Below are 20,277 nucleotides of genomic sequence, written 5' to 3'. Positions count from 1 at the left end.
TATCAAATTAATAAATTTTATTCAACAAGATCTGCCAAACTACCAGGAATTATTTCATCACTTATTCGAATTTTATCCTGATAATAGAGTATTCTACTACAATAAGGACAAAATTTAATATCGTTGGGCTCACGTCTTACTTTATTTGCAAATTCAACAGGAAGTATCATATGACAACCTTTGCAAACATTGTTAATCAAAGGCACAACTCCATTTGACTTATTTCTTATTATTCTTTGAAATTTAAATAAAAAATCTTCATTCATCTTAGAAGCACAATTTAGCTCTTCACTCTCTATTTCTAAAAGCTTATTTTTAATTTCTAAAAGCTCTAACTCTAAACTATTACTTTCAGCTCTAAAACATTCTTCTTCTTTACTGTGCTTCTCGTTGAGATCTAATATTTCCTTTTCCACTTTAGTTTTAAGCCCATTAACATGTGTCATCTTTTTCCTAATTGTAACTTCATCGTCAATAATAACTTGCAGTTCTTTTTCAAGAGCTTCATATTCTCTTTGCGTTTTAATGCTATCAATTTTTTCTTCTGCCTTGCTCTTTCTTGAATTAATATCTTGAATATCTAGCTTTAAAGCAGCGTCTTCTTTTTGATATTCCTTAAACTTTTCTTGTAAATCAATAAGAACTTTCGATAATTCTTCAATCTGAATTTTTTTCATCTCTAAATATCTAGGAATACTTTTTCGCCTTTCCTCAAGCTCAAACTTAGATTTATATATAATTTCAAGTTTCTTTAATGTATCAATATTATTCTCCATTAATCCTCCATGTTCAATTTAAATCTTCAAGATAATCTTTTAATTTTTGAGTTTTTTTAGGATTTTTAAGTCGCCTTAATGCCTTAGATTCAATTTGCCTAATTCTTTCTCTTGTAACATTAAAATGAAGTCCAACCTCTTCAAGAGTTAAAGAATAACCATCTTCAAGTCCAAATCTCATTTTTACAACTTCTTGCTCTCTTTCGGGAAGAGTCCCAAGAATTGATCTTATTTGATCTTGCAAAACCACAAAGGATGTATGATTCGCAGGATTTTTTATTGCCTTATCCTCAATAAAATCACTAAGAACAGAATCTTCTTCTTCTCCAATTGGCGTTTCAAGAGAAACAGGCTCCCTTGAAACACTTTTTACAGTTTTAACCTTTTTAAGCTCCCATCCAAGTCTGTCTGAGAGCTCTTCATCTGTAGGATCTTTCCCTAAAACTTGAACTAAATATCTAGTTTCTCTATTAAGCCTATTTATTTGTTCAATCATATGGACAGGAACTCTAATTGTGCGAGCTTGATCAGAAATAGATCTTGTTATCGCCTGTCTAATCCACCAGGTAGCATAAGTTGAAAATTTAAAACCTCTCTTATATTCAAACTTTTCAACAGCTTTAATTAATCCAATATTGCCTTCTTGAACAAGATCAAAAAAATGAAGACCTCTATTTGCATATTTTTTAGCAATGCTTACAACAAGCCTTAAATTGGCCTTAATCAACTGATCTTTAGCATGCTGCATCATTTGTTTTCCTTTAGCAATTTCTTCTGACATGCTTATTATTTTATCCATTGGATATTCATAATACATTTCAATTCTCTCAAGTTCTTTCTGAGCAAGTTGAGCCTCTGTAATCTGCTCTTTGATAGCATCTTCTTTAAGTTTAAGAGATTTTTCTATCTCTATTCTTTTTTCAGCAATAGTCAAATCTCTTCCAAGTACCCTTAAGTCTCTTATTTTTTCAATTTTCAACCTGCTTAAAATTATTCTTTGCTGTCTTTGCAAATCCTTTATTTTGTTAGCAGAGTCAATATAATCATCTGAAAAAATCCTTAGTTCATCTTGATATAAAGGAACATCTCTTAAAAGCTCTTTTAGGGCCAATCTCTCACTTTTTAAATTCTTTTCAAAAATATCCCCCCCAAGCTCATATACCCTATGCTTATTATCTACATAACTTATTAAACGATCTTGAATTGGTTTTAAAGGAATTTTATAAAAAGAGGCAATTCTTTTTTTTTTATTATAATAATCAGGGTTACTCTCTTTATCCTTATCTTTTTCTCTTTTAAAAAACTCTTCCCTTTCCATTCTTGAATAAATAGTATTAATAAGATTATAATAATTTTCTATAACAAGTCCCTCATTCTTAAGAATATTCTCAATTATACTCTCTCCAGAATCCATTTGCTTTGCAAGTTCAACTTCCTGATTTCCTGTTAATAAAAACTCTTTTCCTATTTCCTTTAAATAAAGCTTTATTGGATCTTCTGAGTGACTATCTTTTAAGGCATTACTTTTAATATACCCTGAACCTAAATCATCCTTTACAGAAATATCTTCTTCATCACAATCATCCAGCTTTCCATCAATATCAATATCTTCCTCATCACTTTGAAAACCATCATCTAAAATCATAAAATTTCTATCAGATTCAATCTCTGACTCTTCCTCTTCATCATTTCCATCTTCGGTGCCGACCAGATCCAATTCTGAAATTTTATTAACTAATATTATTCCCCTATCCTCAAGTATCGAACAAATAAAATCAAGTATCTCTGGCTCTAATATATCATCGGGAAGTAAATTTGACAATTCACTAAAACTAAGAGATTTTCTATCTCCCAAATGAGTAACAATACCCTCTATAAGCTTCGAATATTTCTTTTCCAAATCGGACAAAACTTAACTCCCTGGAACATCGTCTGTGTAGATTTTTAAATTTTTTCTCTGCATATTTAAAAACATTAATTCATTTATTTGAATCTTAGCATTTACCAAAGAGTCCCCATCAATTTTTTTCTTGCAAAGCAAAACACGAGAATCTAATTTTCTTCTCTTGATTGCAATTAAAATATGAATGAGCGCCTCATCATCTATTTCAAATCCAGAATTTAAAATTTCTTCAAAAAAAAATTCACTAACTTTATAGCTATCTTTTAAATTTCTTTTTAAATCCATTAATGAAAAATCTTTATTATTTTCAAATAAATCCTCAAAACACATAAAAATTTTTCTGGCATTGATATCACTTAAATCACTATCAATAATATTGCGCCTTATTATACCAAAATAACTAAAATTTTTCAACAAAGCTACTATTAGATACCTCTCATAAGAATCATCATTATGAGCATACAAATTTCTTTTATTATTGTCAACTACAAATCTTTCTTTTATTCTATAATAATCTTTCAATAAAGTTGTTACACCAACACCAAGCTTATTGCTTAGCTTATCTAAAAAAATTTTTTTTTGAGTATCTATTTTAGATAAATTTATCAAATTTAAAAATAAATTAATCATAGCATTTAAATCTACAGTTTTATTTAAATCATATTTATTAGAATAAGCATCTAAGAGATATTCAAAAGCATCGCATTTATTATTTAAAATTTTTTGTAAAGATCCCTCACCTTTATCTTTAAGAAGATCCGCAGGATCAAGGCCAAAATCCATTTTAACAACACTAACATTAATATTAAATGGCAAACAAATTTGATAAGCCTTTAAAGTTGCAGAAAGTCCAGCATCATCCCCGTCAAAAGAAAATATTACCTCATTGGCATATCTTTGAATCAAAGCCAGATGTTCTTTTGAAAAAGAAGTGCCAAGGGTAGATACAGCTCTCTTAATCCCAGATGTAAAAAAGGCAAGAACATCTATATATCCTTCTACTAATATAACTGACTTTGTAGATTTAATCTCATTAAGACCCTCATAAAATCCATAAAGAAGCTCCTTTTTTTTAAAAACTTCAGTTTCACTTAAATTAATATACTTAGAGCCTTTCCCATCTAAATCTCGGCCCCCAAAGCCAACAACATTTCCTTTAAAATCTTTAATTGGAAAAATTAATCTTTGAGATAAAATAGAAGCTTTGGGATTTGTTTTTGAGAATAAACCACTTTTCCTTAGTATTTCAGAAGAGTATCCTTTTGAAACTAAAAAATCATGAAGTTCTAAGCCATCTTTAATACTAAACGGCAAATAACCAAGTTCAAATAAATCAACGACTTCCTTAGATATTGCTCTACTCTTTAAAACGTAATCTAATGCTTTTTTATTTTTATTCAAAAAAAATTTAATAGTATTGATTAATCTAGAGTTTAAAGAGTAAATTTTTGAAACCATGTCTTTATTTTCACTTTTTTTTTCACTTTTTCGATTTATTTTTAAATCATTATAATAAATACCAAATTTTTCACATAAAATCTTAAGAGCATCATTGTAATTGATTTTTTCCATATCCATTAAAAATCCAATAACATCCCCACCCTTTTTACATCCAAAACAATAAAAATATCCTTGCAAAGAATTTACAAAAAAAGAAGGGGTTTTCTCGGCATGAAAAGGACACAGCCCTTTATAAGTAGATCCCGATTTAGCAAGCTTAATATATTGCTCCACAATAGCTACAATATCAAATTTAGCTTTAATTGAAGCTGCAGTTTGTAAATACTCCATACTTCTTAATCCTTAGTAATAAAATTTTTAATATAATCTTTTGCTCCTAAAAGATGTGAAGAATAATCTGATGAAAATTGATGTGTGCCCAACTTAGAGTCTTGTACTACAAAAAATAAATATTGCGTATTTTTAGGGAAAAAAGCTGCTTGCAGTGAAATAATACCAGCATTTGAAATTGGAGTAGGAGGATACCCTTTATTAATATATGTATTATAGGGAGAATCTATCTCTAAATCTGAAAAATAAATTCTTTTGGGATGGCTTCGTCCTAGCTCCTCTGTAATAATATATTCAATAGTAGCACAAGATTGTAATGCCATACCGGATTTTATTCTGTTATAAAAAACCGAAGACATAGTTGAAGCTTCACTTTTAACTCTATACTCACGCTCAACAATAGATGCTATTATTACTCTATGGTAAAGATCTTTATTTGAATAATCACTAAAAACAACACCTATAGATTTAAGCTTATTAAAAAAATTGTCAACAAACATGCGAACAATATTCTTTATTTCCATACCCTTATAAAATTTATAGGTATCTGGGAATAAAAATCCCTCAAGAGAATCATAATCGAACCCAAGCTCGTAAATAAATGATTTTTCGTTGATCAAAAAAAGAAAATCTTGAACATCATCAATAACAGCAAATTCTTTAAGCTTAGAAGCAATTCTTCTGCTAGTATACCCTTCGGGTATTGTAACATCAATATTTACATTAGAAGATCCCCTTAAAAACTCTTTATACATCTCAAATGTAGAAAGATCACTATTGATTAAATATCTTCCCTCTTTAAATTGTTTGTCACTACCAAAAATATACGAAATAAAAACAAGAAGCAATTCGGATTTAATTAATTTTTGTTTTTTTAATTCTTTAGCTATTTTTTTAACTCCCCAACCTTTCTCAACATCAAATTCATAAACTAAACCATTTGCTAAAGAAGATAGATTTAAAAAATATATAAAAATTAAAAAAACAGATCCTAAAAAGAACAAAAGAATAAATACTTTCCCAATTTTAATAAGCACAAGAATCTCCTAGCTAAACAAAAGTATTTGCTAATTACTCTTTAGTTATCAATTAAAAGCTTTAACTGATAACTAACATCATATTTTATAACCAATAAGAACTTTTCTAAATAGATAAAAATATAAGCACCATAATGAAACGATACAACACATTTAAAAGATTACAATCAAAAAATTATAAAAAGGAAATCATTTATAATTCCACTAAATTGGGGAGGGTGGGATTCGAACCCACGTAGGCAAAGCCAACAGATTTACAGTCTGCCCCGGTTAACCACTTCGGTACCGCCCCTAAAAGCCGACTGTCGGAGTCGAACCGACGACCTGCGGTTTACAAGACCGCTGCTCTGGCCAGCTGAGCTAAGTCGGCAAATAAGAAACTAATAGTTAGTTTATAAAAATAAAATTTATTAGTCAATAGAATAATGACAAACAATTAATGCAATCTTCCTATTAATCTATTTATTGCCAGAAAGAAAAATTTTAAAAACAAGAGCACAAAAAAAAATCATAAAACTAAAAATTAAAATTAAATAATAATTAATTTTTTTATTTCTCAATAAATAAAAAAATATTAGCCTAGTAGATTCAAGCCCAAAAGAAAAAGCACTTAAAACAATAGTAAGATCAAGATAAAATTTCTGAAAATTGTAAACAAAAATATTGTAAGAACCTGCCAAAAAAACAAAGAAACTCAATAAAGAATTTAAAAACAATACAATAACCAAAATTCTAATAAAATTTGAAAAACGTCTTAGATTTTTTACTTTAAAAGCTTTCATCAAATTTATAAATTTTTTATTATAAAAAGTGCTTGATTAATAATTTCTAAAAGATTACCAATAACATCAGCTAATGTAATTTTTTTATTTCCATTTGCCATTGACTTGTAAGAAACTGTTAAGGATTTTCGAATAAAAACATTTTGATTTTCTAAAAGAGCCAAACATCTCTTTTTAAGCTCAATAAAATAATCTACAAATCTATTTGAAGCTTTATCAATAGAAATCGATTCATTTAAACACCGCTTCAAAATCCTTTCCTTATAAGAATCATCAATTTTACTCTCTCTTTTATGCCTTTCAAACTCTTCATTTTTATAATCAATCTCAAAGTAAATATTATAAATTTCTTTTTTCAAAGCAGTAATATTATTTTCAATGTCAACATATATATTTCTAAGGTCATGATTATTGATTAATACGACATTATTTATAGTTCTTAGAACTTCCATCATTCTAACATCATATATGTTTTTAAAAAAATCATTAAGAAAATATAACTTTTTAAAACTATAGTGACCAAGATTTAATTCTTTAAAAATCTCACCCTTTAAATTTAAAACTACACCAGGATCTCTAACAAGATTTTTTAGCTCTTTAATCACAAGAGCTTTTAAAGAGCTATCACGCCTTTTAATAGCCTGGCCCATAACATTTAAAAATAAAATGTTCTCATAAAAATTTTTCACATCAAAAAAGGGTACATATCTTTTAGGAGATGCAACCGGGTTTTTGCAATAAACCTTAAAAACATCTAAATAAGGTAAGGTTCTTGACAAGCCAACAATCTTAGATAAAATCGATAAAACATTTTTCAATACATATTCTACTCGAGATAAATGATCTTCTCTTGAAATTATTTCTGAATTGCTAATATCATCAGATATTAAAAAATAATTTGATATAATACTTTTAACGATATTCTCATCTATCTCAGTATCTTTTAATGTATACAAAATGTCAAAAAAATAATTCAAATACTTACTAACACTTGAAAAGCTAGTTCCAAAGTCAACCTCAAGGTCAACGATGCTAATATTTTCAACATTATCTAAAAGATCTACATTGAAAAATGAAAAAAAAGATTTGTAAGGAAAAAACGCTAAACTATTAAAAACATAATAAACTTCAAACATATTAGAGACAGTTCTGTAAGTATCAAGTGGAATAGAATTAATATACTCATTTATCTTAACCTGAAGAGATTCTTCTAAATCGTTTTGGGTCTTTTCTTTTTTCAAAAAAAGCTCATATTCGCCTTCATCCAAAAAATCTTCCAAATTTTTCTTAGAATTAAGAACTTTGTTTTGAATAATTTCTAAAATAGTTTGTTCAACAGCAATGCCACCTTTTTCTAATTTTTTAAAAAATTCTTTTAATTCCATTGAATATCGGCAAACACTAAAAAACATTTCTACAAAGCCAACATACAAACATTCTTTCTTAAAATCTATTACTGGATTTTTACACATTTCATTAATTTGATTTTCTAGGTTTTTTATAACATAAGCTTTATAAATATCTTCTTTACTTTTATCCTTCTGAAAAAAATTTAAAATAGTTAACCACATTCTCATAAGAAATGACTCTTCCATTAAACGCCCTGAAAGAAATTTTTCAAGCTGAGAATCAACATAAGGCTCATTACTACAATTGGGCAAAACAAACTCAGAAGAATTCAAGCCTAAACTTTTTCTTATATCGTTCATCAACCTATTTTTGGTCTCTTTTGAAAGCTGCCCTATAGCGTTGTATACACTATTGTTATTACCACTCATAAAACCCCAATAAAACCATTTAAAAAATAAAAGCACTACTTACAACATACTTCAAATAAATTAAAATTGTAAATCAATTTTAGAAAAAAATTATTTACAATATAATATAATTTTATATGAATCTAGGTAAAAATAATAAAGATATAATTAAAATTGGTAAAATTTTTAAAAAAAACAACTACGAATTTTATTTAGTTGGAGGAGCTTTAAGAGACTTACTACTCAATAAACAACCTTGCGATTTTGATTTTGCAACAAATGCGACTCCTGAAGAAATAATAACATTATTTCCAAATAACATTAAAACAGGAATAAAACATGGCACAATTGGCATTATTTTTAATAAAAAAATCTTTGAAATCACTACATACAGAATAGAAAAAGAATATGAAAACAATAGAACCCCTAAACAAGTAGAATATACCAAAAATTTAATTAAAGATCTTGAAAGAAGAGATTTTACAATCAATGCAATTGCAATGGACATTTTTAATTTCAACATAATAGATTGCTATAATGGAAAAAAAGATCTTAATAAGAAAATAATAAGATGCATAGGAAACTCAAATAAAAGACTTGCAGAAGACGCCCTTAGAATACTAAGGGCAGCAAGATTCTCATCTACACTTAATTTTAAAATTGAAAAAAATACTTTAATTTCAATGAAATATAAAAAAGAAAATATTTTAATGATTTCAAAGGAAAGAATAAAAAATGAATTTCATAAATTGTTAGAGGGTAAAAATATACAAAAAGGAATTTATTATCTTAAAAAAGTTGATTTTTTTAAAAATTTTTTTAATCTAGAAATAAAAACAAAATTAATCAAAAAAACTGCCCTGCTTAACAAAGAAAAATTTTACCTAAAGGCAATCACTATATTGACAATTGAAAAACCTATAACAGAACTAAAAGAAAAATTAACTTTACTTAAATTTTCAAATAAAGAAATTAAGTTAATTTTATTTTATAGAAGCATAATCGATAATAAAAATATTTTTAATATCAAAAAATTGAGCGATATTAGATATTTGCTTAGCAAAAGTACAAGAGAACATTATAAAGAAATAATCGATATATACAAGGCACTCAAAGGGAAAAAGAAAAAATATTTATTTATAATAAAAAACATAAAAAGAAAAAAATTGCTAAAAAATCCTCTCTCTTTAAAAGATTTAAAAATAAATGGAAAAGATATTCAAAATCTAGAAGAAATAGAAAATAAAAATATAGGTAAAATTTTAAATATACTTCTAAACCATGTAATTGAAAATCCCAGACTTAATACTAAAAAGTATCTTATTAAAAAAATAAAAACCCTAAAGATTAATATCTTCCATAGCCTTTAAAGCTACTTCAGCAGCTCTCATTTCGGCTTCTTTTTTAGATTTGCCCTTTCCATTTGATATAAACTTTTCTCCAACATAAAGCTCCACGCAAAAAACTTTATCATGATCTGGACCTATTTCCTTGTCTAGCTTATAACTTGGCGAGATTTTATATTTCTTTTGAACATATTCTTGCAACAAGCTCTTATAATCTTTAAAATCACCTCTATTAAACATTAATCTTATATACATGTCAAAAAGTCCAACCACAAATTCTGTTGCCATTGAAAACCCACTATCAAGATAAATAGCGCCTACAAAAGCTTCAATAGCATCTGCAAGAATGCCTTTTTTGTTGCGACCATCATTACTCTCCTCCCCTCTGCCAAGTAAAATATAAGAACCAAGATCAATCTCTCTAGCAATACTAGATAGGGAGTCTTCACTAACAATATAAGACCTGGCCTTACTAAGCTCTCCTTCACTTTTATTTGGATAAGTTTTATAAAGATGATCTGTGATAATCAAATTAAGCACAGAATCTCCTAAAAATTCTAATCTCTCATTATTGTCAGCTTTCTGATCTAACTCATTAGAATAAGACGAGTGGCTCAATGCCGTATTTAGTAAATCAAAATTATTAAAATCAATGCTCAAATTTTCCAAGAATTCACTTAATTGTGCTTTTCTTTCACTGCCAAAACAAAAATCGGAAGATTTTTTTTTCATCAACCTTTTCTCTTTTTAATAAAATTAACAACATCACCTACTGTCTCAAATTCATTGGCTTCGTTCTCTGGAATCTTATCATCAAAAGCCTCTTCAAGTAAATATAAAAGCTCATAAATATCAAGACTATCTGCATTAAGATCCTCAACAAATCTAGAATCTATAGTAATTTCATCTTCTTTTTTATCAAGTTGCTCAGATATAATAGACCTAACCTTACTAAAAATTTCATCATTATCCATGAATACACCTTCCTTGCTACAAATTACAAACCTATTTCTAGATATTGGTTATTTCTATAATATCCACACTTTAAACAAATTCTGTGCCTCACCCCAAGATTACCACAATTAGAGCATTCTTGAAATTGTGGAATTTTTTTTCTCATATTTATACTACGCCTTGTTCTACTCCTAGATTTTGAAGGCTTAAATTTTGGAACAGCCATTACTTTCTCCTACTACTTTTAAACTACATTAAATTATCTTAATAATATATATATTAACCAAGTCATTTGTCAATAAACTTAGATTTCAATCTATTGAACACCAATTCTGGAACAAAATGAGAAAGATCAACATCCTTTTTCATCATCAATTCCTTTACAAAATCTGACCTTACATATAAATGCTCTGCACTACTTGGCAAAAATATAGTATCAATTTTAAAATTTAACTTGTTATTAACAAGATATCTCTCAAACTCTATATCAAAATCATTAAAAGCCCTAATTCCCCTAACAATAAACTTAATAGAATTAATTAGTGCATAATCAACAATAAACCCGCTATACCTATCTACAAATACATTTAAAAAATTTAAAGAAGAAATAACATCTTTTGCAAGACTAAACCTCTCAACATCACTTAGCAAATATTTTTTTGATTTGTTTTTAGCTACTAAAACAACAACTTTGTCAAAAATAGCCAATGATCTTTTAATTAAATCAATATGACCCCAGGTAATTGGATCAAAAGATCCTGGAAAAACTGCCACCTTCATATCAAGAAAGCCTAAATCCTCTATTAATATCTTTAAGAATTTTTTTGCGCCACATTGGCTGTTCTTCTAAATTTTCAAATTCAATTTCTTTAATAATTTTGAAATATAAATATTCTCCTCTAGAGGATGTATCCACAATAAAAAATTTACCAACACCCCTATAAACCAATTTTTCATTACGTGAAAGATTATTTTCAGCCGTTAATTTGTTGATAGCACAATCAAAATGAATAGGCTTATCTTCATTTTCAACCTTTAAAGACATACTAAAAGCAAGATCATTTATTTTTTTTTCACAAATAACACAAGTAATATCAAGATTTATTCTTGTTTTAAATTTTATATTTTTTCTTCTAAACTTACCCTTAAAAACATTTTGTTTATCTGGATTTAAAACACTCGATCTATTATTAAAACTGTTTAACGGGATAACATTTTGACTTTTACTCTCAAAATTTAATCTTTTATTTTTAAAACCATAAAAACGCTTATTGTATTTCTGAAAATTACTACCCTTAAACTTACTTTGAGTATATTTCAAAATCAACTCTCCTTAAAGAAAATAAATAAATATTTGTCCTCCAAAAAACAAAAATTTAAGAACAAAATTACTTACATAGCTTAAAAGTTTTTCGATAAATCAAAATTTCAAATCTTTAGCTTTTGAAAATAAAAAAATGCAATTAAACTCGCATTAAAATTAATAAAAATAGTTAATTAACGCCTTTAATCACAACAAATACAAAATTAAGCTTACCGAAATTATTTTCTAAAACAGTAAAAATCCTAAATTTTTGAATAAAAATTTGCAAAACAAAAAAGCATTCAAAAATAATTTTTAATATTAATCTCATGACCCAATTTACTAAAATATTTAAAATAACTTAAAAACTAATGCTTAACTTTTTTAATATTAAGACGCTCCTTTATCTTCATAGCAGCTTTACCAATTCTATTTCTCATATAATAAAGCTTCGCCCTTCTAACCTTTCCCCTTCTTAAAACTTCAACTTTTTCTATAATAGGAGAATATACTGGAAAAATTTTTTCAACGCCTATTCCTGAAGAAATTTTTCTAACCAAAAATGTTTTGCCAATCCCCTTATTTTGAAAAGAAATAATAATTCCTTCAAAACTCTGCAACCTTTCATTACTACCTTCAATAATTTTATAAATAACCCTTACAGTATCCCCCACATTAAAGACAAAAGCCTCGCTTTTCTTATTCTGGGCTTCAATTTTTCTTATCAAATCCATTATCTTCTCCTATTATCTCTAAATATTTAAGGTATAAATCATATCTATTTTTCTTAGTTTTTTCTCTAGCTTTAAAAAGTCTCCAATTCTTTATATTTTCATGATGTCCTGAAACAAGAACTTCTGGAACCTTTATCCCCATAAAATTATAAGGTCTGGTGTAATGAGGATATTCAAGTAACCCATTTTTCATCCCAAATGATTCTTCCAATAAAGAATTAGGATTTATTACTCCATCTAGCAACCTATATACACTATCTATTAAAACAAGAGCTGCAATCTCCCCTGAAGATAGAACATAATCTCCAATAGAAATCTCAAAATCAACATATAAATCTATAATACGTTGATCAATTCCTTCATATCTTCCACAAATTATAACAATTTCTTCTTTTTTTGACAAGGAATATGCCAATTCTTGAGTATACTTTATACCAGAAGGACTTAAAAATATTGTTGTTTTCTTAGTAGCTTCGACATGCTCAAGAGCAAAAGACATGGGCTCAGCTTTTAACACCATCCCAGCACCGCCTCCGTAAGACAAATCGTCACACCTTTTATGTTTATCTTTTGAAAAATCTCTAACATCAATAAGCTCAAAACTTACTATTCCCTTGTTAATAGCTTTTTTCATTATTGAATTTTCAAAAAATGGTTTAATTATTGCTGGGAAAAGAGATATAACGGTAAATTTCATCTTAAAAGATCTAAAACCTTAAGCTCAATTGTTTTTTCTCTTGCATCTATATCTCCAATATAAATGCTCAAAAAGGGAATAAAAAAAAATTTAATACCCACTTTGACCTCAAGAAATACGCTATTTAAATATTCAAAGAAAGATACAACCTCTCCTAGCCTTCTGTTGTCGTTAACAATAGCATAGCCAATCAATTTACCCAAATAATATTCACCTTCTTTCAAACTCGATGCAAGCGAATCATCAACCCATAATTCAAAACCAATCAAAGACTTTACTGACTCTGGAGTATTAATCCCTTCAAACTTCAAATATAAAGAATTGCTTTTTATATTAACATCTACAACTTTAACTTCAATGGTAAAGCCATTGTTTTTTTTTAGAAGGACTTTATTGTCTTTTAGATTAATAAAATCACAAAAATTATTGGATATGCTTTTAACCCTAGCATACCCATTAACTCCATAAGACGATAATATTACGCCTTTAATAAACATAAATCAATCTAAAATTTCCAATTGCACTCGCCTATTGGTTTTAGCAGCACAAGCTCCAAGCAAAGTTCTAATAGCTCGCGCAATACGCCCTCGTCTTCCGATTATTTTTCCTACATCACTTTGAGAAACCCTTAATTCTAAAATAGTTGATTTTTCACCCTCAATTACATTTAACTTTACTTCATCTTGTTTATCTACAAGAGACTTTACTATAAACTCTATAAGTTCAATCTCATTCCCATACTCTTTCATCTAAACCTCCTGACTTTTCGCATTCAAGTTGTTTTTATTTAAAAGCATTTTCACTGTATCGCTTAAAATTGCTCCCTTGCTTATCCAATCTTTCATTCTATCTTCCTTAATTTTTATTTGCTTTTGCTTTTCAACAGGATGATAATAACCAAGTTCTTCAATTGCTCTACCATCTCTAGGAGAAGCAGAATTCATAACTACAATCCTATAATAAGGTCTTTTTTTAGCACCCATTCTCTTCAATCTTATCCTAACACTCAAATTTATTCCTCCTTATTTCCCTAAAAGGGATGCAATCTTATTTTGAAAATCTTTATTTTTCATTTTTTTCATAATTAAAGTTGTTTGACTAAACTTCTTTATAAGCTTATTAACATCAAAAATAGTTGTTCCACTACCCAAAGCTATTCTTTTTTTCCTTGAGGGATTGTTCAAAATAACTGGATTTATTCTTTCTTTTTTAGTCATAGAAAGAATAATAGCCTCTTCTTTGTTAAAACTTTCTTCGGTTAAATTATTGATATTCAACATTGATTTTGAAACACCTGGTAAAAAACTTACAAAATTAGAAACCCCCCCTATTTGCCTCATGCGCTTAAATTGACTTAGATAGTCTTCAAAATTAAAACTAGCTTTATTAATTTTTTCCTCAAGCTTAATAGCCTCTTCTTTGTCAACAACGCTTTGAACCTTCTCTACAAGGCTAACCACATCCCCCATGCCAAGAATTCTAGAAGCAATTCTTTCCGGGTAAAATGAATCAAGATCTTCAACTCTTTCTCCAACCCCAATAAATTTAATAGGAACTGCACAAATACTTTTGAACGATAGCACAGCCCCACCCCTAGTATCTGAATCAAATTTAGAGAATATTGCACCAGTAAGTCCAACATTCTCATTAAATTCCTTAGCAATATTTACCGCAACTTGTCCCATCATAGAGTCTACTACCAAAATGGTTTCTGTGGGTTTTAGAATATCCTTGATTTTTTTTATCTCTTCAACTAACAAAGATTCAACTTCAAGCCGTCCTCTAGTATCAACTATTACAGAATCAAAAAACTCAGACTCGGCAAACTTTATAGATGCTTTAACAATTTTAATAGGATCTTTTTCTCCTGTAAGTGAAAATACTGGAACACCTATTTGGCTGCCCAATATTTTTAACTGCTCTATAGCTGCTGCTCTAAATGTGTCAGCAGCTACAAGAAGCACTTTTCTATTTTCCTTTTTAAGCTTTAAAGAAAGCTTAGCACATGTTGTAGTTTTGCCAGAACCTTGAAGTCCGAGCATAAGAATATAAGATTGCTTATTGACAGGATGTAAGCCAAGCTCATAACTTTTGCCTCCCAAAAATTTAACAAGATTATCGTTGACAATTTTAATAAACTGAGATTTAGGATCAACACCTCTTAAAACTTTTACTCCCTTGGATTCTTCAATTATAGAATTTAAAAAACGTCTTATAACTCTTAAGTTGACATCAGCATCAACTAAAGAATTCTTAATAATCTCAATAGCCTCTGAGATGTTTTTATCATTTATTGTAGATTTTCCAGAAAGATAGTTTATAAAATTTTTAAAATTTGACCCCAAACTTTCAAGCATTAAAAACAACCCTTATTCTCAAAAATAATCTTATCAAATATAAGATACAAAAAAAGGCAATATTAATCAATATCTCCTCCTGTCAAATAAAATTTATTAAAAATAACACTAGAAGCGGGTCCAACAACAGAAACTTCGGTGTCTAATGAACTAAGCTTTAATATTATATTCTCTTTATTGCGCTTTTTAATCTCTTCTTTTAACGAATCAAAAAAAGCTTTTAATTTAAAACTTTGACCATAGAGTACTAAATAATTAAAATCAAGCATTCTTTGAATATTGATAATAATTATTGCTAAATATTTAACCGTATCTTGCATAATTTTATTTACAAAATCATATTTTTCATAAAGAGAGAAAACATCATATATTGTAACCTTTTTCAATCTACCCTCATACTTTTCATAAAGCTCAGGAATCTCACCATTCATAAACTCTTTTGAAATCAATCTCTGCAAAGCAAAGTTAGATATTAACATATTAACACAACCCTTATTGCCACAAGTTGGACAATTTTTTTCTCCTTCGTAATCAATTATCATGTGACTAACCATACCTGACTTATTATTAAAACCGGGATAAACATTGCCATCTGACCAAATCGAAAGTTCAGCAGTATCTGTATAGTCAAAAAACATAATATTATCTATATTTTTGCCCATAAATTCAGCAAGAGATAAATTTTTAACATAACTTTCAAGATAAACTGTAAGTGAAAAATATTCCTCAAGTATTCTCTTAACAGGGACATCTTTTTCAATCCATGCTCCATAACTGTCATTAACAATGCCTGATTCTTTATCTTTTATTAGCCCTGTAATACTAAAGCCCAAACCAATAAACTTATCTCTTGAAAAATTATGTTTCCAAATAATTTCTATCATATGATCTTTTATTTTTTCTAAAATCTCATAAGCACTAACTGGGGGCTCAAAAGAATGAGTCTCGCTTATTAAAACCTCGCATTTAAGATTTGCAATACCTATTTGAAAATAATTGCTAGAAATAATAACTCCCATTGAATACGCATAATCTTTATTAATATCAAGAAGTATTTCTTTTCGTCCATGTTTTTTAATATCAGACACTCTAGAACCAACTTCAATCAAAAGATTTTCTTTTATCATTTGATTAGTCAAAATAGTAACCGCAGCATTTGTTAAGGTTAACTTACGAGCTAAGTCTGTTCTTGAATATTGCATATTTTTCAAACTAAGAAGAATTTTTCTTCTATTTCCGCCCCTAATTGAAACCATATTTTCACCCTGCATAATAGGCCTCCTTTGTTTTTTAAAATAAAAAAATATTATAAAATATCATACAAAAAAAACAATATAATATTCTATCTATCCCTAAAAGACAAACATGCCTTTATAAGGCTAAAAATATTTTACATCATAATATCACATTCATAAACTATTAAAAACTTAAAGCTTAGCAAAAAAAGGAATAAAATCATTTTTACATAAAACTCATCAATAAAAATTAATTAGATTTAAAAAATAACAAAAACAAGAAAAGCCATTTTACCTTAAAAACTAATAACTTTAACCTACTTTTTCCTTAAAATAAGAAAATTCCATAGTAAAACTACCTCTCCCTTTAGTAGAACTTCTTAAAATAGAAGCATACCCAAAAAGTTTCTCAAAAGCCGCCTCCGATTTTATTAAATCATACTCCCCAATATTGCTAACTGAATGAATAACACCCCCCATAACATTGAATTTAGAAATAATTTCTCCGGTATGCTCAATAGGCGTTCTAATTTCTAATAACATTATTGGTTCAAGTTTAATAGGATCCGATTTTTGAAAAATACTATGAAAAGCAAATCCTGAAATTGATTCAAAAGCGCTCTCGCTAATCTTACTAGTCTCAGAAACAATAGAAAAAATACCAACATTAATATCAATAATAGGATACCCAAAAACTCCACTTACAAATGCGGTTGTAATTCCCCTAAATATTGCAGACTTAATTGTGGGGTTAATGTCACATTCAAAATCGATTTTATTTCCTTCCCCCCGTGGCAAAGGTTTAATGATCATTCCAATTTTAAAATCAATATTTTTGCCAGCAAAGATATTATTAAACTCAAAAACTTCTTTTACAATTTTACCTGCACTCTCTCTATAACTTACTTGAGGTTTTCCTGTATAAACATTAAGATTGAATTCATCTTTAATTCTTGTCAAAATAATCTCAAGATGTAATTCGCCCATTCCAGATATAATTAATTGCCCTGTTTCTTTGCTTTCATAATAACTAAAAGTAGGATCTTCTTTAGATATTATTCCAAAAATTTCCCTTAGTCTAACTTCATCTGATGATCTTTCGGGCTCAACAGACATTAAAACAACTGGTTCTGGAAACGTAACAGATTCAAGTAAAACATTATTATTTTCTTCAACAAGAGTATCCCCTGTAAAAGAAAACTTTAATCCTAAAACAGCACCAATATCCCCTGTTTTTACGCAATCTATTTGTTCATTTTTATTTGAAAAAACTCTAAAAATTTTTGTAAACTTTTCACGCTTGCCATTTGAAGCATTAAAAATTTTTTTACTAGAATTAATCTCGCCAGAATAAACTCTAACAAAATAAAGATGAGCAGCAATTACGCTTGAATATTGAACTTTAAAAACAAGCGCTGACAATTTTTTATTTTCATTGGGATTAACTAAAATTTTTTTATTTGCATCTAAAGAAAAAGCACTAAAGTTTTTTTCAAAAGGACTTGGCAAGTAATCTACAATCGAATCAATTAAAGGTTCTATTCCAATATTTTTTAAACTAGTTCCCATTAAAACAGGAATAATGAATCTAGAAATAGTACCTCTTCTGATCTCACTTTTAATAATATCTAAACTAATTTCTTTATCTTCAAGAAATAATTGAGTAATCTCTTCACTAAATTGACTAAGAATGTCTATTAGTTTTTTCTTAAAAAACCCCACTTTTTCAGCGAATTCTTCTCTAATAGGGCTATAAGTTAATTTTGGAATTCCATTTTCCATTGCAAAATGAAGCTCTTTGTTTAAAATAATATCAACTACTCCTTCAAAATTACTCTCATTTCCAATTGGAATTTGCAAAATTAAAGGAATAGTTTTAAACTTGTTTTCAATATCTCCTACAACTTTAAAAAAATTAGCGCCCAATCTATCCATCTTGTTAATATAAGCAAGTCTAGGAATTTCATATTTTTCCGACTGTTTCCAAACAGTTTCTGTTTGAGCTTGAATTCCATCAACAGCGCTAAAAATAACAACACCCCCATCAAGAACTCGAAGGGATCTTTCAACTTCTGCTGTGAAATCAACATGTCCTGGAGTATCAATAATATTTATTTGGCAATCTTTCCAATGGCAAGTAATAGCAGCTGAACTAATAGTAATTCCTCTTTCTTGCTCTTGAGGCATCCAGTCAGTAATAGTATTTCCAGAATCCACATCTCCTATTTTATGACTTTTGCCAGTATAATAAATAATTCTTTCTGTAGTAGTAGTTTTGCCAGCATCAATATGAGCCATAATTCCAATATTTCTAATACTCATAAAATTCCCAACAATAACTACAGCCTTAATTCAGATAAACTAATCATTGGTATAAGTTAAGCCTTTTTTTAATAAAATTGTTATTTTATATCGCACTCGCAACATTTGTGCTCATCATGACAAAGACAATCACAATTTTCAAGCAATGCCTTATGCATCCATAAATGCTTTTCAAGATCACTCATTATGTCATCCATAATATTAGCAGTACCATAATCACAAGCAACATCAATCAATTTCCTCATTTCAAAAATATTTTTCAAAATCTCAGCAAGACTGCAAACAATGCTTTGCATTGAAAGTAAAAAATCAGAAGTTGATTCAATATCAAGCTCCTTAATAAAGGATTTTTTTATAAACTCAGAATATCTAAATTCAGAATCATATCCAAGCATTCTTGAACGCTCTGCAACAATATCAATAATCTTTTCAATATATTCATAAAGATCTTGGGTTTTTTTGTGAATAACAAAGAAATTGGTATCTTTTATATTCCAATGAATACCTCTCAAATTAGAATAAAAAATATGCAAACTTGCCAAGAGTTCTTGTAATTTTAAGTGTATTTCTTCTAAATCATCCTTTTTTATATAACTTAAATACTTTTCCATAACTATCTCCTTTATATAATCATTATAATACATAATGAGATATAATTATGATTTTAATACCATAATAAATAAAAAGGATCTTTAATGAAAAAATTGATTTTGATTTTTACACTGTTTTTGTCTCAAGCATGCAATTTAAATACAATACATCCAATAGATACAGAAGAAGATATGAAAATTCTATATTCAGAAATTGCTGAATTGAGAAAAAAATTAAATCTAAACCATCTAGAAATAGATGATACTCTTGAAAAAGTTGCAAAAGAATATGCTATCAAACTAGGTGAAAATAAAACACTAACTCATACCCTTTTTGGCACAAGCCCAATGACAAGAATACGCAAATACGATAAATCCTTTACTTTAACAAGAGAGATACTAGCATCAGGAATTGAACTTGACAGAGTGGTTGATGCATGGCTTAAAAGTCCAAGCCACAAAGAAGCTCTTATTAATAAAGATACCAATAAAATAGGTGGCTATAGATTAAAAACAGATAACAATATAAATATATTTGTGGTTCTTTTTGGAAAAAGAAAAGAGAATAATTGACACCATTAAAGCTTATACTGTATACTACTTATTAGTAAAAAGGGCTCATAGCTCAGTTGGTCAGAGCGCCTGCCTTACAAGCAGGATGTCGGGAGTTCGAATCTCTCTGGGCCCAAAAAT

At 28.3% G+C, this 20,277-nt stretch carries 22 protein-coding genes and 3 tRNA genes; 3 read left to right on the top strand and 22 right to left on the bottom strand.

Going from position 1 to position 20,277, the window contains the following annotated elements; genetic code table 11:
- Positions 1–17: 17 nt before the first annotated feature.
- From BG_RS03580 to BG_RS03545, 8 genes are all read right to left on the bottom strand, one after another.
- Positions 18–776 carry a zinc ribbon domain-containing protein gene (locus BG_RS03580; RefSeq protein ID WP_011194009.1) on the bottom strand — a complete coding sequence of 253 codons (759 nt, stop codon included), beginning with the start codon at positions 774–776 and terminating at the stop codon, positions 18–20.
- A gap of 13 nt (positions 777–789) precedes the next feature.
- The gene (gene rpoD / locus BG_RS03575) at positions 790–2,685 is read right to left on the bottom strand and encodes an RNA polymerase sigma factor RpoD (protein WP_011194008.1); all 1,896 of its coding nucleotides are present in this window, start codon (positions 2,683–2,685) and stop codon (positions 790–792) included.
- Positions 2,686–2,688: 3 nt separating this feature from the next.
- On the bottom strand, positions 2,689–4,470 hold the full coding sequence (dnaG, locus tag BG_RS03570) for a DNA primase (RefSeq protein WP_011194007.1): 1,782 nt from the start codon (positions 4,468–4,470) through the stop codon (positions 2,689–2,691).
- Between the two features lie 5 nt (positions 4,471–4,475).
- The gene (gene mltG, locus BG_RS03565) at positions 4,476–5,507 is read right to left on the bottom strand and encodes an endolytic transglycosylase MltG (protein WP_011194006.1); all 1,032 of its coding nucleotides are present in this window, start codon (positions 5,505–5,507) and stop codon (positions 4,476–4,478) included.
- Between the two features lie 210 nt (positions 5,508–5,717).
- Positions 5,718–5,799: transfer RNA gene (locus BG_RS03560), tRNA-Tyr, on the bottom strand.
- A gap of 4 nt (positions 5,800–5,803) precedes the next feature.
- Positions 5,804–5,877: transfer RNA gene (locus BG_RS03555), tRNA-Thr, on the bottom strand.
- A gap of 88 nt (positions 5,878–5,965) precedes the next feature.
- Positions 5,966–6,289 (bottom strand): hypothetical protein, encoded by a 324-nt coding sequence (locus BG_RS03550; protein WP_004793254.1) that lies wholly within the window; start codon positions 6,287–6,289, stop codon positions 5,966–5,968.
- 5 nt (positions 6,290–6,294) lie between these two features.
- On the bottom strand, positions 6,295–8,067 hold the full coding sequence (locus tag BG_RS03545) for a DUF5312 family protein (protein WP_011194005.1): 1,773 nt from the start codon (positions 8,065–8,067) through the stop codon (positions 6,295–6,297).
- Positions 8,068–8,183: 116 nt separating this feature from the next.
- On the opposite strand from BG_RS03545, the gene BG_RS03540 reads away from it, so the two are divergent.
- Entirely contained in the window at positions 8,184–9,416 is a 1,233-nt protein-coding gene (locus tag BG_RS03540) for a CCA tRNA nucleotidyltransferase (protein ID WP_011194004.1), read from the top strand.
- Here BG_RS03540 and rnc read toward each other — a convergent pair.
- From rnc to BG_RS03470, 14 genes are all read right to left on the bottom strand, one after another.
- Entirely contained in the window at positions 9,387–10,124 is a 738-nt protein-coding gene (gene rnc, locus BG_RS03535) for a ribonuclease III (RefSeq protein WP_004790777.1), read from the bottom strand. The two genes, BG_RS03540 and rnc, sit on opposite strands and share 30 nt — an antisense overlap.
- Positions 10,124–10,366, bottom strand: a complete 243-nt coding sequence (gene acpP, locus BG_RS03530; RefSeq protein ID WP_004789379.1) for an acyl carrier protein — start codon at positions 10,364–10,366, stop codon at positions 10,124–10,126. Before acpP ends, rnc begins: the two co-directional genes overlap by 1 nt.
- 23 nt (positions 10,367–10,389) lie before the next feature.
- Positions 10,390–10,572: a 50S ribosomal protein L32 gene (rpmF, locus tag BG_RS03525; protein WP_002557290.1), complete on the bottom strand. Its 183-nt coding sequence runs from the start codon at positions 10,570–10,572 to the stop codon at positions 10,390–10,392.
- A 62-nt stretch (positions 10,573–10,634) separates the two neighbouring features.
- The gene (coaD, locus tag BG_RS03520) at positions 10,635–11,126 is read right to left on the bottom strand and encodes a pantetheine-phosphate adenylyltransferase (protein ID WP_011194003.1); all 492 of its coding nucleotides are present in this window, start codon (positions 11,124–11,126) and stop codon (positions 10,635–10,637) included.
- Position 11,127: 1 nt separating this feature from the next.
- On the bottom strand, positions 11,128–11,667 hold the full coding sequence (locus BG_RS03515; protein WP_011194002.1) for a hypothetical protein: 540 nt from the start codon (positions 11,665–11,667) through the stop codon (positions 11,128–11,130).
- Between the two features lie 350 nt (positions 11,668–12,017).
- Positions 12,018–12,383 (bottom strand): 50S ribosomal protein L19, encoded by a 366-nt coding sequence (gene rplS / locus BG_RS03510; RefSeq protein ID WP_011194001.1) that lies wholly within the window; start codon positions 12,381–12,383, stop codon positions 12,018–12,020.
- Positions 12,361–13,080 (bottom strand): tRNA (guanosine(37)-N1)-methyltransferase TrmD, encoded by a 720-nt coding sequence (gene trmD, locus BG_RS03505; RefSeq protein WP_011194000.1) that lies wholly within the window; start codon positions 13,078–13,080, stop codon positions 12,361–12,363. The genes rplS and trmD overlap by 23 nt, the downstream gene beginning before the upstream one ends.
- Positions 13,077–13,577, bottom strand: coding sequence for a ribosome maturation factor RimM (rimM, locus tag BG_RS03500; RefSeq protein WP_011193999.1), 501 nt, complete (start codon positions 13,575–13,577; stop codon positions 13,077–13,079). The genes trmD and rimM overlap by 4 nt, the downstream gene beginning before the upstream one ends.
- Positions 13,578–13,580: 3 nt before the next feature.
- Positions 13,581–13,829 (bottom strand): KH domain-containing protein, encoded by a 249-nt coding sequence (locus BG_RS03495; RefSeq protein WP_004791279.1) that lies wholly within the window; start codon positions 13,827–13,829, stop codon positions 13,581–13,583.
- Complete coding sequence (gene rpsP, locus BG_RS03490) at positions 13,830–14,090, bottom strand: 30S ribosomal protein S16 (RefSeq protein WP_011193998.1); 261 nt, start codon at positions 14,088–14,090, stop codon at positions 13,830–13,832. It abuts the gene before it with no gap.
- 12 nt (positions 14,091–14,102) lie between these two features.
- Positions 14,103–15,437 carry a signal recognition particle protein gene (gene ffh, locus BG_RS03485; RefSeq protein WP_011193997.1) on the bottom strand — a complete coding sequence of 445 codons (1,335 nt, stop codon included), beginning with the start codon at positions 15,435–15,437 and terminating at the stop codon, positions 14,103–14,105.
- 62 nt (positions 15,438–15,499) lie between these two features.
- Positions 15,500–16,708: a host adaptation transcriptional regulator BadR gene (gene badR / locus BG_RS03480; RefSeq protein WP_011193996.1), complete on the bottom strand. Its 1,209-nt coding sequence runs from the start codon at positions 16,706–16,708 to the stop codon at positions 15,500–15,502.
- Between the two features lie 276 nt (positions 16,709–16,984).
- Positions 16,985–18,994 (bottom strand): elongation factor G, encoded by a 2,010-nt coding sequence (gene fusA, locus BG_RS03475; protein ID WP_011193995.1) that lies wholly within the window; start codon positions 18,992–18,994, stop codon positions 16,985–16,987.
- Between the two features lie 80 nt (positions 18,995–19,074).
- Entirely contained in the window at positions 19,075–19,605 is a 531-nt protein-coding gene (locus BG_RS03470; protein ID WP_011193994.1) for a Dps family protein, read from the bottom strand.
- A gap of 84 nt (positions 19,606–19,689) precedes the next feature.
- Here BG_RS03470 and BG_RS03465 point away from each other — a divergent pair, with 84 nt between their 5' ends.
- Together BG_RS03465 and BG_RS03460 are read left to right on the top strand one after the other, a co-directional pair.
- Positions 19,690–20,157 carry a BB0689 family surface lipoprotein gene (locus BG_RS03465; protein ID WP_011193993.1) on the top strand — a complete coding sequence of 156 codons (468 nt, stop codon included), beginning with the start codon at positions 19,690–19,692 and terminating at the stop codon, positions 20,155–20,157.
- Between the two features lie 41 nt (positions 20,158–20,198).
- Positions 20,199–20,272: transfer RNA gene (locus BG_RS03460), tRNA-Val, on the top strand.
- Positions 20,273–20,277 lie beyond the last annotated feature (5 nt).

The sequence above is a fragment of the Borreliella bavariensis PBi genome (genome assembly GCF_000196215.1).
GTDB lineage: Bacteria > Spirochaetota > Spirochaetia > Borreliales > Borreliaceae > Borreliella > Borreliella garinii.
The sequence above is the reverse complement of the archived record's forward strand: the minus strand, read 5'-3'. Positions and strand labels throughout refer to the sequence as shown.

Excerpts from the sequence above, each read along its gene's own strand:
- rnc (WP_004790777.1), bottom strand. The coding sequence starts at position 10,124 with ATGAAAAAAAAATCTTCCGATTTTTGTTTTGGCAGTGAAAGAAAAGCA.
- dnaG (WP_011194007.1), bottom strand. The coding sequence starts at position 4,470 with ATGGAGTATTTACAAACTGCAGCTTCAATTAAAGCTAAATTTGATATT.
- trmD (WP_011194000.1), bottom strand. The coding sequence starts at position 13,080 with ATGAAATTTACCGTTATATCTCTTTTCCCAGCAATAATTAAACCATTT.
- BG_RS03545 (WP_011194005.1), bottom strand. The coding sequence starts at position 8,067 with ATGAGTGGTAATAACAATAGTGTATACAACGCTATAGGGCAGCTTTCA.
- rpmF (WP_002557290.1), bottom strand. The coding sequence starts at position 10,572 with ATGGCTGTTCCAAAATTTAAGCCTTCAAAATCTAGGAGTAGAACAAGG.
- badR (WP_011193996.1), bottom strand. The coding sequence starts at position 16,708 with ATGCAGGGTGAAAATATGGTTTCAATTAGGGGCGGAAATAGAAGAAAA.
- rimM (WP_011193999.1), bottom strand. The coding sequence starts at position 13,577 with ATGTTTATTAAAGGCGTAATATTATCGTCTTATGGAGTTAATGGGTAT.
- ffh (WP_011193997.1), bottom strand. The coding sequence starts at position 15,437 with ATGCTTGAAAGTTTGGGGTCAAATTTTAAAAATTTTATAAACTATCTT.
- BG_RS03495 (WP_004791279.1), bottom strand. The coding sequence starts at position 13,829 with ATGAAAGAGTATGGGAATGAGATTGAACTTATAGAGTTTATAGTAAAG.
- BG_RS03580 (WP_011194009.1), bottom strand. The coding sequence starts at position 776 with ATGGAGAATAATATTGATACATTAAAGAAACTTGAAATTATATATAAA.
- BG_RS03470 (WP_011193994.1), bottom strand. The coding sequence starts at position 19,605 with ATGGAAAAGTATTTAAGTTATATAAAAAAGGATGATTTAGAAGAAATA.
- fusA (WP_011193995.1), bottom strand. The coding sequence starts at position 18,994 with ATGAGTATTAGAAATATTGGAATTATGGCTCATATTGATGCTGGCAAA.
- BG_RS03465 (WP_011193993.1), top strand. The coding sequence starts at position 19,690 with ATGAAAAAATTGATTTTGATTTTTACACTGTTTTTGTCTCAAGCATGC.
- BG_RS03550 (WP_004793254.1), bottom strand. The coding sequence starts at position 6,289 with ATGAAAGCTTTTAAAGTAAAAAATCTAAGACGTTTTTCAAATTTTATT.
- BG_RS03540 (WP_011194004.1), top strand. The coding sequence starts at position 8,184 with ATGAATCTAGGTAAAAATAATAAAGATATAATTAAAATTGGTAAAATT.
- rplS (WP_011194001.1), bottom strand. The coding sequence starts at position 12,383 with ATGGATTTGATAAGAAAAATTGAAGCCCAGAATAAGAAAAGCGAGGCT.
- coaD (WP_011194003.1), bottom strand. The coding sequence starts at position 11,126 with ATGAAGGTGGCAGTTTTTCCAGGATCTTTTGATCCAATTACCTGGGGT.
- acpP (WP_004789379.1), bottom strand. The coding sequence starts at position 10,366 with ATGGATAATGATGAAATTTTTAGTAAGGTTAGGTCTATTATATCTGAG.